The 14,965-nt window shown below is 51.0% G+C and carries 12 protein-coding genes; 4 read left to right on the top strand and 8 right to left on the bottom strand.

Translation table 11 applies throughout. The features are described 5' to 3' along the window. Positions 1–83 precede the first annotated feature (83 nt). The 5 genes from WMO41_RS04750 to WMO41_RS04730 form a co-directional block, all read right to left on the bottom strand. Positions 84–1,019, bottom strand: a complete 936-nt coding sequence (locus WMO41_RS04750) for a calcium/sodium antiporter (RefSeq protein WP_349228775.1) — start codon at positions 1,017–1,019, stop codon at positions 84–86. 296 nt (positions 1,020–1,315) lie between these two features. Then, positions 1,316–2,173 (bottom strand): SseB family protein, encoded by an 858-nt coding sequence (locus tag WMO41_RS04745; RefSeq protein ID WP_177291447.1) that lies wholly within the window; start codon positions 2,171–2,173, stop codon positions 1,316–1,318. A 172-nt stretch (positions 2,174–2,345) separates the two neighbouring features. Further along, the gene (gene malQ, locus WMO41_RS04740) at positions 2,346–3,848 is read right to left on the bottom strand and encodes a 4-alpha-glucanotransferase (RefSeq protein WP_349228774.1); all 1,503 of its coding nucleotides are present in this window, start codon (positions 3,846–3,848) and stop codon (positions 2,346–2,348) included. 46 nt (positions 3,849–3,894) lie between these two features. Next, positions 3,895–4,749 (bottom strand): endonuclease/exonuclease/phosphatase family protein, encoded by an 855-nt coding sequence (locus tag WMO41_RS04735; protein WP_349228773.1) that lies wholly within the window; start codon positions 4,747–4,749, stop codon positions 3,895–3,897. Between the two features lie 84 nt (positions 4,750–4,833). Next, positions 4,834–7,104 (bottom strand): PTS transporter subunit IIBC, encoded by a 2,271-nt coding sequence (locus tag WMO41_RS04730; RefSeq protein ID WP_349228772.1) that lies wholly within the window; start codon positions 7,102–7,104, stop codon positions 4,834–4,836. Between the two features lie 344 nt (positions 7,105–7,448). On the opposite strand from WMO41_RS04730, the gene WMO41_RS04725 reads away from it, so the two are divergent. Further along, positions 7,449–8,477, top strand: coding sequence for a substrate-binding domain-containing protein (locus WMO41_RS04725; protein WP_177291451.1), 1,029 nt, complete (start codon positions 7,449–7,451; stop codon positions 8,475–8,477). Between the two features lie 20 nt (positions 8,478–8,497). Then, positions 8,498–9,550: an acyltransferase family protein gene (locus tag WMO41_RS04720; protein ID WP_177291452.1), complete on the top strand. Its 1,053-nt coding sequence runs from the start codon at positions 8,498–8,500 to the stop codon at positions 9,548–9,550. A 246-nt stretch (positions 9,551–9,796) separates the two neighbouring features. Here the strand turns inward: WMO41_RS04720 and WMO41_RS04715 are convergent, their stop codons facing one another. Then, entirely contained in the window at positions 9,797–10,909 is a 1,113-nt protein-coding gene (locus WMO41_RS04715; protein ID WP_349228771.1) for a hypothetical protein, read from the bottom strand. 251 nt (positions 10,910–11,160) lie between these two features. Here WMO41_RS04715 and aroD point away from each other — a divergent pair, with 251 nt between their 5' ends. Next, complete coding sequence (gene aroD / locus WMO41_RS04710; protein WP_349228770.1) at positions 11,161–11,937, top strand: type I 3-dehydroquinate dehydratase; 777 nt, start codon at positions 11,161–11,163, stop codon at positions 11,935–11,937. Positions 11,938–12,006: 69 nt separating this feature from the next. Here aroD and WMO41_RS04705 read toward each other — a convergent pair whose 3' ends face one another. Beyond that, positions 12,007–12,975, bottom strand: a complete 969-nt coding sequence (locus WMO41_RS04705; RefSeq protein WP_349228769.1) for a U32 family peptidase — start codon at positions 12,973–12,975, stop codon at positions 12,007–12,009. Continuing rightward, positions 12,963–14,402 (bottom strand): hypothetical protein, encoded by a 1,440-nt coding sequence (locus tag WMO41_RS04700; protein ID WP_349228768.1) that lies wholly within the window; start codon positions 14,400–14,402, stop codon positions 12,963–12,965. The genes WMO41_RS04705 and WMO41_RS04700 overlap by 13 nt, the downstream gene beginning before the upstream one ends. A 157-nt stretch (positions 14,403–14,559) precedes the next feature. Here WMO41_RS04700 and WMO41_RS04695 point away from each other — a divergent pair, with 157 nt between their 5' ends. Continuing rightward, on the top strand, positions 14,560–14,901 hold the full coding sequence (locus WMO41_RS04695) for a VOC family protein (protein ID WP_349228767.1): 342 nt from the start codon (positions 14,560–14,562) through the stop codon (positions 14,899–14,901). Positions 14,902–14,965: the final 64 nt, after the last annotated feature.

Raw genomic sequence — 14,965 nt, 5'->3', positions numbered from 1 at the left:
GTTTTCGCAGCAATCGTATCTCCCATTATAGAAGCAGTCAGAAAAACCGTCAAGCACATGCACCTGACGGTTTTCTTACGGTTTTAGGAATTCAGAAGCCAGACAAAATACCCGGCATAGCAAAGCAGCATCAGGATTCCTGTTTTTCTGGTCAGTTTCTGGTTCCGGACGGTTCCAAGCAGCAAAAGAAGCGCTGCGCCGATTGCCACAAATGTATCCACCCGGAATCCGGGCTGAAAACTCACCGGCGTGATCAGGGCCGTAGTTCCCACCACAAACAGGATATTAAAGATATTGCTCCCCACAATGTTTCCGATGGCAATATCTGCCTTTCCCTTTAAAGCTGCTGACACCGAGGTAAACAGCTCCGGCAGCGAGGTTCCAAGCGCCACGATGGTCAGGCCTATGAAACGCTCACTCATTCCGATCATCTTTGCAATGGCTGTTGCCGCATCGACAGTTACATCACTTCCCGCCACTACCAGAACCAGGCCGATGACCGCACCGGCAAACAGCTTCCAAAGCGGCTGGAGCTCCTGCGCATCCACGTTGTCCTGCCGCCCGCTCATTGCCATATACAAAAGATAGGCCAGATAGATCAGAAACAAGATCCACAGCAGCGCGCCTTCTCCGCGGCTCACCACACTCCCGCTGAATCCAGCCAGAAGCAGAACAGCCGTGATAAAGATCATATACGGAATCTCAATCCGCACCGTAGACTTTGCCACGGCCAGGGTCACAATTGCGGATGTGATTCCCAGAATAATCAGGATATTTAAAATATTGCTTCCCACAATGTTTCCAATGGTGATCTCCGCGTTTCCCTTCAGCGCTGCCGTGATACTGACGGCGGCTTCCGGCGCGCTGGTCCCCATGGCCACAATGGTCAGGCCAATCACCAGCTGTGGGACCCCAAAGCGGTCCGCAATTCCAGAACTGCCCTCCACGAACCAGTCCGCTCCTTTTACCAGCATGCCAAAGCCAAGTGCTAAAAGCAATAGTTCCATGATGATTTTCATAAGCATATCCTCCTTCTGTCAGTAGCGGCCAGATTTTCGTTTTCCACAACATGAAAAGCGAGACTCCCACCGTACCATTGTCGTTGTACGGTGAAAGTCTCGCTGCTTAGTCGCAAACCGGATTTTCCACTGCTTCGCCGCGTCAGGCAAAACTGCTTCCAATCGTACTGACGGTTCTGCAAACATCTGCCTTTATCGGCAGCATGTCAGCTACTCCCTTTCCCTTAAATCCATCTTAGCAGATTTTCTCAATAACTGCCATGGATTTTCCTGTTTTTAACAAATTTTTAACTGCCTCAGGCCTCTTCGCTGTTCTTCTTCTCAGCAGCCTGTCTCTGAAGCGCTGCGGAAGCGGCTGCCGCAATGGCCTGGTCGGACGCTGCCTGAGCCCGCGCTGCCGGGTCCTGCTGTACCGGAACCGGACGGTTCACTGCCAGTGGAAGGTTCACGCCCATGATGTTTAAGACAACACCCTTTGCTTCTTTATCTAATACCTTTGGAAGCTGCGCCGCGTCTACAATCACCGGCTTAAATGCCTTGTTTCGGTTAAAACGGCTGAATTCCACGGCATCCGTGAATACCAGCTGGTATTTGTCACCGGTGTTCAGCTTAACTAACGGAGTTCCGTTGCCATCCTGCTGCAGCGCAAAGATAAATTTGCTCTTCATAAAGTCGGCAGACATCTCCTCCTGGAGCTGTGCCATGCGCTTTTCATCCTGAACTTCTTTCGGTCTGCGCACTTCCTGGGCAAAATACAGCGCCGTCAGATGAAGCTGCGGATTCTCAATCCACTGCTTGCCCTCTTCCAGCTGCGGATCTTCTCTGCGCTTTGCGAATTCATCGATCTGGATCAGATCCATCTTGTCATCATAATGGATTTCCAGCGCATTAACACCCATGGTGTAGAGGTTTGTAAAGAATAAAAGCATATGGCTGGAAAGAATCTTGGCAGCTCCTACCGGAATCTGCTTTTCCTTTAATTCTTCTGCTTTTGCTTTGGCCGTATCTTCTGCCAGATATACAAACACCTTATCATCATAGGTTTCTGCGTCACATTCCACATATGGTTCTTTGGTAAATCCGGATATCAGTACGTAAACTGCTCCCTCTGCCTCTTTCATCTGCAGCAGCAGTCTGTCTTTTCCCTCACTCATGTTACACTCCTGTCCGCGGTTCCACATCGTAGCTTCTGCGTTCCGCCTGTCTTTTTCCGTCAACCGCATTCCTGTCGCTTCACGGTCTGCACCTAATTATACAGGCTTTTTCCCGCTTTTTCAACCAATGTTTTCCTGCAGCCAGCCACTGTTTTCCATCCGGCACGGGAAATCAGTTCCAGTTCATCCGCCCATAGCGCAGGGTCATGCCGCGGATTTCCTGTTTTAAATCCTCCGTCAGATCAGACTCTGTCAGGCGCCATTTCCAGTTCGTTCCCACGGTGGACGGCTTATTGATCCGGCTCCGGTTGTCCAGTCCCATATAATCCTGCATCGGAATGACACAGAGAACTGACCTGCTGCGAAGGATCAGGCTGATAAAGGATTTTCCAAGTTTTGACTGCGGGGTATACTGGTCACAGAGATAATCCCGCGCCATCTTCTGCTCTTCCGGGGTAATGCTCTTCCACCAGCCCGCCAGTGTCTCATTGTCGTGGGTTCCCGTGTAGGCCACGGAATTTTCCGGATAGTTGTGCGGCAGATAGTCATTAGCACAGCCGGAATCCCGGGAATCGAAGGCGAACTCCAGCACCTTCATGCCAGGGAATCCGCTCTCCTGCACCAGACGGCGCACGGAATCCGTCACGTACCCAAGATCCTCGGCAATGACCTGCTTCCAGCCAAGGGCCTGCTCCACCTTCCGGAACAGATCGATGCCCGGCCCCTTCTCCCAGTGTCCGTTCACGGCAGAGGTATCCCCGTACGGAATGGAATAGTACTCATCAAATCCTCGGAAATGGTCAATGCGCACAACATCGTAGAGACGGAAGCAGTAAGCCAGTCTTGAGATCCACCACCGATACCCGGTCTCCCGGTGATAATCCCAGCGGTAAAGCGGATTTCCCCAGAGCTGTCCGTCCGCGGAGAAGCCATCCGGCGGGCATCCGGCTACCGCAAGCGGAACATTGTCAGCATCCAGCTGAAACAGCTCCGGGTGCGCCCAGGCATCCGCGCTGTCCATGGATACATAAATCGGAATGTCTCCGATCAGCTGGATTCCCCGCTCGTTGGCATACGTCTTCAGCTGGTTCCACTGGCGGTAAAACAGATACTGCAGATACTGCTGAAATTCGATATCAAAGTACAGCTCCCTGCGGTAGTAATCCATGGCATTGCCCCAGCGCAGGCGGATGTCTTCCGCCCATTTCGTCCACGCTGCACCGTCAAACCGGTCCTTGACTGCCATGAAAAGGGCATAGTCCGAAAGCCACCAGTTATTTTCGGCAACAAATTTCTGGTAATCCGGATTTGTATGGATATGGCTGCGCTCATAGGCCTTGCGAAGCAGCGGATAGCGCCCCAGATAAAGCTTTTCGTAGTCGATATCCCGCGCTTTCGTTCCAAAATCTACTGCATCACATTCTTCTTTTGTCAGAACGCCTTCCTCAATCAGCGCTTCCAGGCTGATGAAGTAAGGATTGCCCGCAAAGGTGGAAAAGGACTGGTACGGAGAATCCCCGTAGCTGGTCGGTCCCAGCGGAAGAATCTGCCAGTAACTCTGTCCGGCTTCCTTCAGCCAGTCCACAAACTCATAAGCGCTTTTTGAAAAACATCCGATGCCGTATTTCGACGGCAGACTGCTAAGCGGCAGCAAAATTCCTGCTGATCTGTTCATATGTTCAATACTCCCTTATTGTTTATCCTGATTTCAAAGGGTCAGACTATACTGACACCGTTACCATAACACCAAAATGATCGGACACCACCGGATACCGTGTTCCATTGCAGATGACTCTGCTGGAACCGATGCGGACCGGATTCCGGCTGAAAATATAATCCAGGCGGCAGCTCTCCCCTTCTGCCATCCTGTCTCTCCAGCCATCGATCACATGGTCCACGGTCGCGCCGTCATCTTTCTGCTCCGCCAGAACATAGCTGTCCAGCCACCCTGTCTTTCGGATGCAGTCATAGCCCTCACCGGACACCGCGGACGGGCTGTTAAAATCTCCCAGAAGCCAGACATTGGTTCCGCGTTCCAGTCTGCCCTTTTTTTGCAGGATCCGGTTTAACTGTTCCCACTGCCCTGCAAATGGATCTTCCGCATCGTCCCACCATCCCATGTGGACAGTGTAAAACCAGCTATCCGGGGCCGCCTCCGTGCGGATGCCAAGCATCCGCCTGGTCTTCCAGTAATGGTAATCTGAGGATCGGCTGATCTGAAACTGGTCCGTATCCGCGATGGGTGATAAGCTGAGCAGTGCCATGCCTTCATCGTAGCGGTCATAGCCCAGCTTTGCCGAGATCCAGGTCCAGGAATAGGAAAGCCCGGAGTCATTTAAAAGTTCTGCAAGCCTTGCCGCATGGTTTCCTCTCCGCACGGGGAGAGAAAAGCCGCTGCAGCGCACAAATCCAGGCAGCTCCTCATCCGGCCAGATTTCCCCGCCAGCCAGCTGATTCACCTCCTGCATGGCCAGAATGTCCGGTTTTTCTTTCCGGATGACTTCCGCAAACGCACGCAGTTTTTTCTCGTAATGTTCCTCAATAAGGCTGTGGGTATTCAGTGTGATCAGTTTCATGTTCTGTCCTCTTTTTCTCCCGGGGCTGTCGCACAATTGTCTCCAGAACGTATCGGAAACAATTGTGCGACAGCCCCTGTTTTCTTACAGGATATCGTTGATATCGGATTTCAGCACATCGGCCTTCGGTCCGTACACAGCCTGGATTCCCTGATCCTTTTTGATCAGTCCCAGAGCTCCTTCTGCTTTCCACTCCGGAAGCTCCGCCACTTTGGAAAGATCTTTGACTGTAACACGAAGGCGGGTCATGCAGGCATCCACCAGCACAATGTTCTCTCTTCCTCCAAGCAGCGCAATGATGCGTTCTGCCTGGCTGTTTTCCTTTTTAGTTCCGGCACCCGCGTCACTGCTTCCAGCCGTCTGCGTGCCATCCTCCTGAGCCGACTCATCGGTATAATTTCCAAGGCGTCCCGGAGTCGCAAAGCCGAATTTTCCGATCATAACGTAAGCAACCGCATAGCCGATGATGAAAAATACCACCACGCAAATCACAAAGTTGATGAGGTCACCGCCCAGGCCAGCCTTTAAGGACATGGGAATGCGGGTGATAAATTCCAGGTTTCCAAAGGAATGGAGACGCAGATGGATCACACCGGCCATGGCAAAGGCACATCCCTGCAGCACCGCATAAACCACATAGAGCGGCAGCGCGCAGAACATGAACATAAACTCTAACGGCTCCGTCACACCGGTCAGGAACACGGCCAGCACGGTGGAGAAAAACATGGAGCGGTAATTCTGGCGCTTGTCGGCATCGACACGGCGGTACATAGCCAGCGCGATACCAAGCAGCAGGCCGGTGGCTCCAATCATCTGGCCCACTTTAAACCGGGCCGGTGTTACCGTGGTAAGAAGGTTCGTGTAAGCTTCCATATCGCCCGCATTCTTAAAGTTGATCAGGTCCGTTGCCCAGGCCAGCCACAGCGGATCCTGGCCAAATACCTGGCTTCCCGCGTTCACACCGGTCGCAATGGTGTAGGTGCCGCCAAAGGAAGTGTAGTTCATCGGAATGGTCAGCATATGGTGCAGGCCGAACGGCAGCAGCAGACGCTCCAGAGTTCCGTAAATGAACGGTGCCAGGATTGGAGATGTGGAGGAAGAATTCGCGATCCACACACCAAACGCGTTGATTCCGGACTGTACAACCGGCCATACCAGGGCCAGGATCAGGGAAATGATCACGGACCAGGCAATGCAGACCATCGGCACAAACCGTTTGCCGTTAAAGAATGCCAGAGCATCCGGCAGCTTCCGGAAATTGTAGTAGCGGTTATAGATCACGCCTCCGGCAAAACCGGAAATGATTCCCACGAACACTCCCATGTTCAGCGCCGGAGCCCCCAGCACGGAAGTGAAGTATCCGTTTACCAGGATTTCCTGGCCAAACAGCGTGTGGGTAACCGCATCCGGATCGCTGAGCATAGCGGAGGTCACCCCGAAAATGGAACCGGTGATCTGGTTGATCAGGATAAAGGTAATGATTGCCGCGAAGGCGCCGCCTGCCCGTTCCTTTGCCCAGGAGCCGCCAATCGCAATCGCAAACAAAATGTGCAGGTTATTGATCACGGCCCAGCCGATGTTCTCCATCGTGCTTCCCACCGTCATCAGCACGGAGAGATCCGCTCCCGCCATCTGAACCAGCTTTCCAAGGCTGATCATGAGGCCTGCTGCCGGCATAACCGCAATGACGGTCATTAAGACTTTGCCAAGCTTCTGCAGAAAATCAAAGTTGAAATTCAGGCGCTGCTTCTGTGACGGCTTCCCGCCCGGGTTCCCCGCAGCCTTTTCTGCTGTTTTCGGAGCTGTTTCTTCACCATCCGCAGCCTTTTCTGCTGCCTTTGCAGCTGTTTTTTCGCTGTCTGCAGCTCTTTCTGTGTTGTCCGCAGCTGTCTTTGCGCTCTCTGGCACCTCCATCAGCACCGTTTCCCCTGCTTTCACCGGGCCCTCGGTGCTGTTTAACTGCTGTCCGTTGAAGCCGCCGCACACCAGAACCGGTGTGATGGGATTGATTCCGCGTTCCTTTAAATATGCCAGATTCACCTCAGACAGAAGGTCCCCGGCCTTTACCTGGTCACCTGGTTTTACAAAAACCTGAAAACATTCCCCGTTTAAATGTACGGTCTCCAGCCCCACATGGATCAGAAGCTCCAGGCCTTCTGCCGTACGCAGGCCAAAGGCATGCTTCGTATCTGCCACGGAAACAATCTCGCCGTCCACCGGACTGAGCAGTTTTCCCTCAGACGGGATCACTGCCATGCCATCCCCGATGATCTTCTGGGAAAATACCGGATCCGGAACTTCGCCAAGTCCCACGGCTTCTCCTGTCATCGGAGAAAGAATTTTGCTGCACTTCATAAAAATATCCCCCTCATATTTTTTGACCGGTTCTGCGCCCTGTGTGCTGTCCTGTAATTCTCCTGTGTTGTTTTGCGCAACTAATGCAACCGTTTGCATTAATTATATCTGTTCTGCACGAGGATTGCAATCTAATTTTGGTTTTCGCCGTGCTTTCTCCACTTTTCACAACTTTTTAGCGCCGTTTTTGTGCGTATTGTCCATGTGCCTGCGAACAATGTTCCATGCAACATTTGCATAAATTTGCACGCCATTGTTGACTTTTTTTCCGCAATCCCGTAAAATAAGAGGAAACTGACGAACCATCCGGTTCCATATTTTAACAAAGAAAGGAAGCTGGAATCATGTCCGTGACCATCAAGGATGTGGCTGCACTGGCTGGTGTATCTGCCTCTACGGTTTCCCGCACCTGCAAAGACAGTCCTTCCATCAGTGAAGAGACGAAACGCAAAGTAAGAAATGCCATGAAAGAACTGGGCTATGAACCCAATTTCCAGGCCAGCAACCTGGCATCCCGAAACACGCGCACCATCGGCATTATCCTGCCGGTATCCGCCCGTGAGGTCTACGAAAACTCCTTTTATCTGGAGGCAATCCGCGGCATCAGCCAGGTCTGCAACCAGCAGCATTACATCAGCACCATCGTGACCGGCCAGGATGAGGACGAAGTACTGGAAGCCGTCCGCTCCATGGCCCGCATCGGGCAGACTGACGGCTTTATCCTGCTCTATTCCCGCCAGAACGATCCCGTAATTGAATACCTGCACCGGGAAAAACTTCCCTATGTACTGATTGGGAAAGCCTGCCAGTACGCCAACCAGACCATTTACATTGATAACGACAACCTGCTGGCAGGAGATGAGGCCACCGAATATCTTTACCAGCTTGGCCACCGGAAAATCGCCTATCTGGGCGTAGACAACAGCCTCGTCTTTTCGGCTGACCGCAGAAACGGCTATCAGCTGGCGCTGAGCCGCCATGGTATTATGCCTAAGCCGGAATACTGTGTGGAGCTGCCGTCCATCACTGCCGATAAAGACACACCGGTACATACGCTGCTTCGGTCTGCCGACCGTCCTACCGCCATTGTCGTCAGTGACGATATCCTGGCCCTGACCCTGGAGCGTATCTGCATGGAAACCGGGCTTTCCATTCCGGGCGACATCTCCATTCTTTCTTTTAATAATTCACTGTTCGCACGGCTCACCTCGCCGCAGCTGACTTCCATCGATATCAATTCCTGTCAGCTTGGCATTGAAGCCGCCGCACAGATGATCAGCCATATCGAGCATCCCGGACTTCCTGCCACCAAGATCCTGGTGCCGCACCGGCTGATTGAGCGGGACAGCTGCGCGCGTCCTGCATCATGTTAGCAAAATAAGGGGATTTACCAATGAGTACGAATCGAAGAAGCGATATTGACATTGCCAAGGGCTTTGCCCTGTTTCTGGTGGTGCTGGGCCATGTGGTAACCATGCATCACACCATCTTCCGATGGATTTACGCATTCCACATGCCGGCCTTTTTCTTTCTCTCCGGCATGACATTCCGGCCGGAAAAATATTCATCCTGTCTGGATTACATCAAAAAAAGGGGGCGCACCCTCGTCCTTCCCTATTTTTTCATTACCATGACCGCGCTGGCCATCTGCACGATCCGGCCCTACTACCATCTGGCAATTGATGAATACGGCTGGAAGCACATTCTGAAATGGATTTTTTATTACGGCCAGCCCCAGCAGATCTACGTGGGCCAGCTCTGGTTTCTGCCTGCGCTGTTTTTTGCCGGACTATATGCCCTGATCTGGCTGCGGATCTTTGACAAAAAAAGCATTACGGTGCGCTGCTATGCCCTTGTTGCCCTGATACTGGCAGGGACTTATATCCGCCTGGCAGACCCGTTAATCCCAGTCATGAACCGCCTCCCCTGGAAGGTAGATTCCGCCCTCTGTGCTGCCGTATTCCTGATTGCCGGATACTACGCAAATCGCACAAAACTTCTGGAAAAAATGATGCCATACGCTGGTTTTCTGATTCCGTTTTTTGCGGTATTAAGCTTCTTTTTCGGTCCAAAACTCAGTGATTACGTAAATCTTTGCGACTGCCGCTACACTGCGCCGCCTTACTATTTTGGTGCTGCTTTTTCCGGTATCTTCGCACTGCTTCTCACAGCAAAGCTGGCCGCGCTCCCGGCTGTATCCGGCAGTGTATTTTCCCGGTTCTGGCAATTTTGCGGACGCCGCTCCATGCTTCTTTTCTCCATTCAGAGCTTCGCCCTCTACTTCTTTGTGGAGCTGATCCTGCGCACCACCGGAGTAGAATTAAAGCCCATGGAATGGATGCCCACCAGGCTTTCCACCTTTGCGCTGACCACGGCTACCTTCGCCCTGATCTGCCTCATTGGCTGGCCCAGGGACTGCTATAAACGAAAAATGGAACAGAAATAAAGAGCTGTAGTAACAAAAGCAGGCGCCTGATTTTTCAGGTACCTGCTCTTATTTTGCCGTTATTCATACCCTATATGATCTTTTTCCGTATCTGTTCAGTAGGTCTGCGCATTCACTGCGCTGACCGTATGAAAACATGGGCTTGCAGGCAAAAATCCCATTGCCGAAGGCAATTTTCAATGGATTTTTGCCCGTAACTGTGAGGGTACTGAACAGTTACCTTTTTCCTGTCTTTCAGTCCGGCTTTTATGCCATGATGCTTCCCAGCGATTTTTTCAGCTGCGCGATTTCTTTTTCCAGGGCCGCTTTTTTCTTCTGATCTGCCTCAAATTCTGCCATCTCCCCGGTCTGGCTTTCCTCACCGGCAAAGCTTAAAAAGCCCTGGGTAAATACAGATGGATACTTAAACTTCTTATCTGCTTTTTCAAAATGAACCAGCAGCGTGCCGTTGTCATTGGACTGGACCACTCCGGCTCCGTAGGTCTTATGACGCACCTGTTTTCCTACCACATCCGGCAGATTCACCGGCTTGTCCTGCAGCTCTTTCAGGCGTTTTTCTTTTAATTCGATTTCCTGTTTCAGCTTCTCCTGAGCCGCTTTGGCCTCTGCCGTTTTTGTGCGCTCTCTGGACGGAGTTTTGCGGATGTCCATGCCGGCATAGTAACGATACAGGCTGGCACAGTCCATGATATCATACACAAGAATATGCATCTGGTCATCGTAGCCGTCCAGTTCTTCCTCAAACAGGTCGCTATAAAGCCCCGTCAGTTCTTCATTTTCACGAATCGCATCCAGCAGCTCATCACACATCTGGTAATAGCTTTCCAGTGAAAAATTCTTGCTGCTGAAATCTCCATCATACTCAACACAGGCAGCCCAGCCGGAAGCAGAGGCCGCGTCAAACATATAGTTTTCTTCCGGTTTCCACAGATTCAGATAATAGAGCACATGGTCGCGGTTCTGAAGATACTTCCGGGTTCCGCGCTCATAATAACGGATACGCTCGTTGATCTTGTCCGCAAAGAAATCCGCACGGTCCTGACGTTTCTGAAGATCTCCGCCGTCATCACTGAATAAAAAGCGGCAGCACTCTCTCACGTACTCAACTTCATTTTCCCGCGCAAGAAGCATGCGAAGGCCTGCCACCGGCTGCATAGCCGCGTCATCCAGAAGGTTTCCCGCCTCACGCATGGCCTTCTCAAACATTCCGGCAAAATCCGCCGCATCCAGATTCCAGAATCGCTTAAAACACCCTACAGCGCGCCACTTGTACACCTGGTCGCTGTCATCTGCCTGCTCCAGTCCTGCCAGACGGCTGATATACTGTTCTAATACGGTTTCAAAATTCTTCCTGTTCATATTCCTCACCTGTTCGTTAAATTTGCAGTCTGTTTCCAGTTTCTGCATATTGTTTTCACTGGATTCTCATTATATAGCAGAGAAATTTCTCATTCAAGACTTGACTTCCCTTTCACAATATGCTTGTATGGACTGAGCGATTCCCTCTTTGCAAATCCAGCTTCCAGTTGGTATAATAGACGGAACAGATTCTGCTGATACAGATTTATTTCGGCGGACATAAAAACATTACCCTTTCAGGAGGAATCCATATGAAACAGCCGGTTGTCGTGAAACATACACGGATTGGAGAAGGAACTCCCAAAATCTGTGTCCCCATTGTAGAAAAAGATCCAGACTCTATTCTCGCTGCCGCCAGAAACCTGATCTCATCCGGCCCGGATCTTGTCGAGTGGCGCTGTGACCATTTCGATCAGGCCGAAGACCCGGAAGCCGCCGTGCACATTCTGCAGGCGCTCCATGAGGTACTGGGCGATATTCCTGTCCTCTTTACCTTCCGCACCAAAAAGGAAGGCGGGGAAAAAGAGATTTCCGCCGCGGCCTATGAACGGTTAAACTGCCAGGCAGCCGCAAGCGGCCTTGCAGACCTCATCGATGTGGAAATTTTTACTGGTGATGATACCGTCCGTTCCATTCTGACCGCTGCCCACCGCACAGGTGTTCCTGTAGTTGCCTCCAATCATCATTTTCATGAGACCCCGGACCAGGAAACCATCCTGGAAATCCTCACCAAAATGGACCAGATGGGCGCCGACATCTTAAAGATTGCCGTAATGCCCCAGTCCCGGAAAGATGTGCTGACTCTGCTTTCCGCTACAGAGGAGATGGACCGGCGCACCACAAAGCCCCTCATCACCATGTCCATGGGGCCAGTTGGCATGATCAGCCGTCTGTGCGGGGAAGTCTTCGGCTCTGCCTTAACCTTTGGAGCAGTCGGAAAAGTTTCCGCACCGGGACAGATTGGCGCAAAGGATCTGGCCCACGTGCTGAATCTGATCCACCAGAGTATGGAAAGCAGACAGAGCTGATATACCAGATGAATCGGGCAGAAAAGGAATGCATGGTTTTCGCTGCCTCGCATTCCTTTTTTGCATCATTCACTCCCGGTAATAGCAATTGCCGCTGCACCCTTTCGAAAATAAAGTCTGCTTCATTTTTTTCTGATATTCCTCTTCCGAATCGGACTGTTCCAGAATTTCCAGGGCTTTTCGCAGATTTCGGATGTCGCGTTCCATAAAGTCCGTGTAGTTTCCCCGGCCAACTAATTTCAGATGGGTGATGCCCGCCTGCTGAAGCTGGTACAGGGCGCAGAGGCCGCAGCCGGTGAAACCGCAGAGATAGCCGTCTTCGTCGTAAAGAAGCTGCTCTGCCCCCTCCAATGCACTTCCACTTTGATCCGCCATACAGTCACCGCCCTTTACCGGCCCCAGGCGATACGGCACCCGGCAGAGATAGCCCATCTCATCGCAGTGCAGGGAATTGCAGAATGCGCCGGTAAAATGGCATAGTTCATTTAATACAAAAGCTTCAAACTCCTCTCCATGCCCGGCCTGTACAACGCATTTCATATCATCAAAACGGTTTTTCCGATGGAAGATCAGGCGCCGGATTTTCTGCCGCTGAAATACAGAAAACATCCGGCTGTTCACTTCCGCATTTTCTCCGCTCAGATGGATTTCGCAGTCAATGTGCTCCCGTCTCAGATAACAGATCAGGGCCGGATCTGCCAGAATATAACTTTGAAATCCCAGTTCCATACACTGCCGGATGATCTTCGCAATTTCCGGATACTGCTCCGGAATATAATACAGGGCATTAAAGGTCAGATGCACTGGTTTCCCATATTTTTTCACCATCGCTGCCAGAATTTCCAACTCCGAAAAAGCCCCCAGCTGCACATTGCTGCAGAGCACTTCCCTACGGTTTAGCGGCAGTACGGTTCCATATTTCTTATTCCATTCATACGGCACATACCCGGCAAAAAACTCGTCCGCTCCGGCATCGCAAAACCGGATATATTCATCCAGAGAGCCAAGCCCGGCCACGATTTTCATCACATCCAACATGGCAGCACCAGCCTTCCCACTTGATTTTCTTTGCAAAATACTCTTGTCTTCTCCATATTATATGGCACAATTCCAGTCCGCTCCAAGATCTCAGAGTCCTTTCCAAACAGAGAATTGTAATGTCCCACCATGTTCAGATGACGCGGATACAGATACGCCTGCCATTCGCAGCGCCGGTCACAGCTGGTCACAAGTTGCTGCCTGCTCCGGTCTCCATAAACACTCCCTGCATACAGCGTGCAGTACTGGGAAGTGTTGGTCTGGTAAAAGGGCAGATGCAGGTGATTTTCCATCTTCCGTCCGGCGGCCGGCTCTGGGAATTTCTGCTCATAGCCGCAGCTTTCCCACTCAAAACGGTGGATTCCAAACTCCTGTTCCAGATACTCCCGGTAAAACTCTGCATTGAGATTGTTCTCCTGCAAAAGTTCCACATTGCCCTTTTTATATGGCATGCGCGGATCTTTTTTCCGCTTGTTTAACATTCTTCCATAACATGGGATCAGATCTGGCAGACTGTATTTCAGCATATCTGCCATAGCCCAGTCATTCACTTCAATTTCCAGTTTTGTGTTTTCTTCCCGGCACCACTGCTCCAGCTTTTTCAGCAGCTTCTCCATGTGTTTCAACTGATATTCCCGCACATAAGAGAAGGTAACCGTTATCTTAAGCCCCAGCTTACAGGCTTTGTCCAGCATAGAAAACAGCGTTGTTTCTTCTGGGAAAAGGAGATGGCAGAAGGCATTTCCAATATAGATCCGCTCCACTTTTCTCTCCCGAAACCAGTCCTGAAAAACCGGATACCGTTCCTGATAATCTGCCAAAAACTCGTCTATGCTCTGCTTTAAAAACTGTGTGTATACACTCGGGTGGTCCAGTTCCAGTGCCAGCGCTGGTTCCATCACTGCATATTTCCAAGTCTCTGCCTGCTCCGTTCCTTCACAATTTTCCCTGTTTTTGCCGTTTCCGAACCACGCATCCATCTGCTCCCGAAAAGAATCCGCAAAAATTTCATCCTCTTTTGCCGGATACCCGGTCATCTGCTCTGCCAGGCCGCCGTCATCCTCCGCCAGTTTCAGCCGGATATAGCGGTCATACTGACCAAACAGCATTCGCACTGCCTGCCGGTAGTCTTCCTGTTGTACTGCCACTGCATAACTGATAAAAAATTCTGTTTTCCGCTCTGTCTGCCAGGCGGCAGACATCACCGGAATTTCCCGATACCGGCCCTGCTTCAGATCATAAAAACAAAGACGGAATGACTTCTCCAAACTGCAAAACTTCTCCACACTTCGAAAGCAAAAACCATCCTCCGCCAGCTTCGTGATACGGACTTCCTTTTCACCATAAAAACCGGCCAGCAGGCCAAATGGGATCATCTCCACTGTGCTGTCTGTCCACTCCCACTTTATTTCTTGTTCCACCATCATCTCTCCCAAACAGAATTCTCGTTCCCGTGACGTTGTCACGCTCTTACACTCGCTACATTATAACAAAGTCTGAATAGAAATCATATGGCAATTTCTATTTGCCTTTTTTCTGAAAATACGTTATCGTTAAAGAAAAAACAACAGGAGAAAATAAGCTATGGCAAAAATTGACCATGCGGCAGTCCGCACCAGTTCTTATGAAGACGCCCAGAAATTTTTTGAAGATGTATTTGAAATGCATATGTGGCGGGAAATCGGTGAAAAGCCGGCCCGCAAATGTTGGTATAAAGAGGGGATTCAGCTCTGTGAAGTGGAGAACGTAAACACCGACGACCAGAACGGCTACGATCACATCTCCATCGCAGTAGACTCTGTAGAGGAAACAATGGAGAAGATCAAAGCATATCCAACCACCGCCATCAATGACCACTGGTTTTTCCTTCCAAACGGAACCAAAATCGAATTAAAGCTTCTGGAGAACTGGAAGCTGAATGACTAAAACCTGCAACACTATAATTCTATTAAAAAAGAAGCGGTATCTCCTCCGAGGCGGCGGCCCGCGC

This window comes from Ventrimonas faecis (genome assembly GCF_040096075.1).
Taxonomy (GTDB): domain Bacteria; phylum Bacillota; class Clostridia; order Lachnospirales; family Lachnospiraceae; genus Brotaphodocola; species Brotaphodocola faecis.
Note: the sequence above shows the minus strand (reverse complement) of the source record. Positions and strands in the feature narration are given on the sequence as shown.

What these genes read in the sequence shown, in the direction of transcription:
- WMO41_RS04750 (WP_349228775.1), bottom strand. Translation starts at nt 1,019, where the DNA reads ATGAAAATCATCATGGAACTATTGCTTTTAGCACTTGGCTTTGGCATG.
- WMO41_RS04745 (WP_177291447.1), bottom strand. Translation starts at nt 2,173, where the DNA reads ATGAGTGAGGGAAAAGACAGACTGCTGCTGCAGATGAAAGAGGCAGAG.
- malQ (WP_349228774.1), bottom strand. Translation starts at nt 3,848, where the DNA reads ATGAACAGATCAGCAGGAATTTTGCTGCCGCTTAGCAGTCTGCCGTCG.
- WMO41_RS04735 (WP_349228773.1), bottom strand. Translation starts at nt 4,749, where the DNA reads ATGAAACTGATCACACTGAATACCCACAGCCTTATTGAGGAACATTAC.
- WMO41_RS04730 (WP_349228772.1), bottom strand. Translation starts at nt 7,104, where the DNA reads ATGAAGTGCAGCAAAATTCTTTCTCCGATGACAGGAGAAGCCGTGGGA.
- WMO41_RS04725 (WP_177291451.1), top strand. Translation starts at nt 7,449, where the DNA reads ATGTCCGTGACCATCAAGGATGTGGCTGCACTGGCTGGTGTATCTGCC.
- WMO41_RS04720 (WP_177291452.1), top strand. Translation starts at nt 8,498, where the DNA reads ATGAGTACGAATCGAAGAAGCGATATTGACATTGCCAAGGGCTTTGCC.
- WMO41_RS04715 (WP_349228771.1), bottom strand. Translation starts at nt 10,909, where the DNA reads ATGAACAGGAAGAATTTTGAAACCGTATTAGAACAGTATATCAGCCGT.
- aroD (WP_349228770.1), top strand. Translation starts at nt 11,161, where the DNA reads ATGAAACAGCCGGTTGTCGTGAAACATACACGGATTGGAGAAGGAACT.
- WMO41_RS04705 (WP_349228769.1), bottom strand. Translation starts at nt 12,975, where the DNA reads ATGTTGGATGTGATGAAAATCGTGGCCGGGCTTGGCTCTCTGGATGAA.
- WMO41_RS04700 (WP_349228768.1), bottom strand. Translation starts at nt 14,402, where the DNA reads ATGATGGTGGAACAAGAAATAAAGTGGGAGTGGACAGACAGCACAGTG.
- WMO41_RS04695 (WP_349228767.1), top strand. Translation starts at nt 14,560, where the DNA reads ATGGCAAAAATTGACCATGCGGCAGTCCGCACCAGTTCTTATGAAGAC.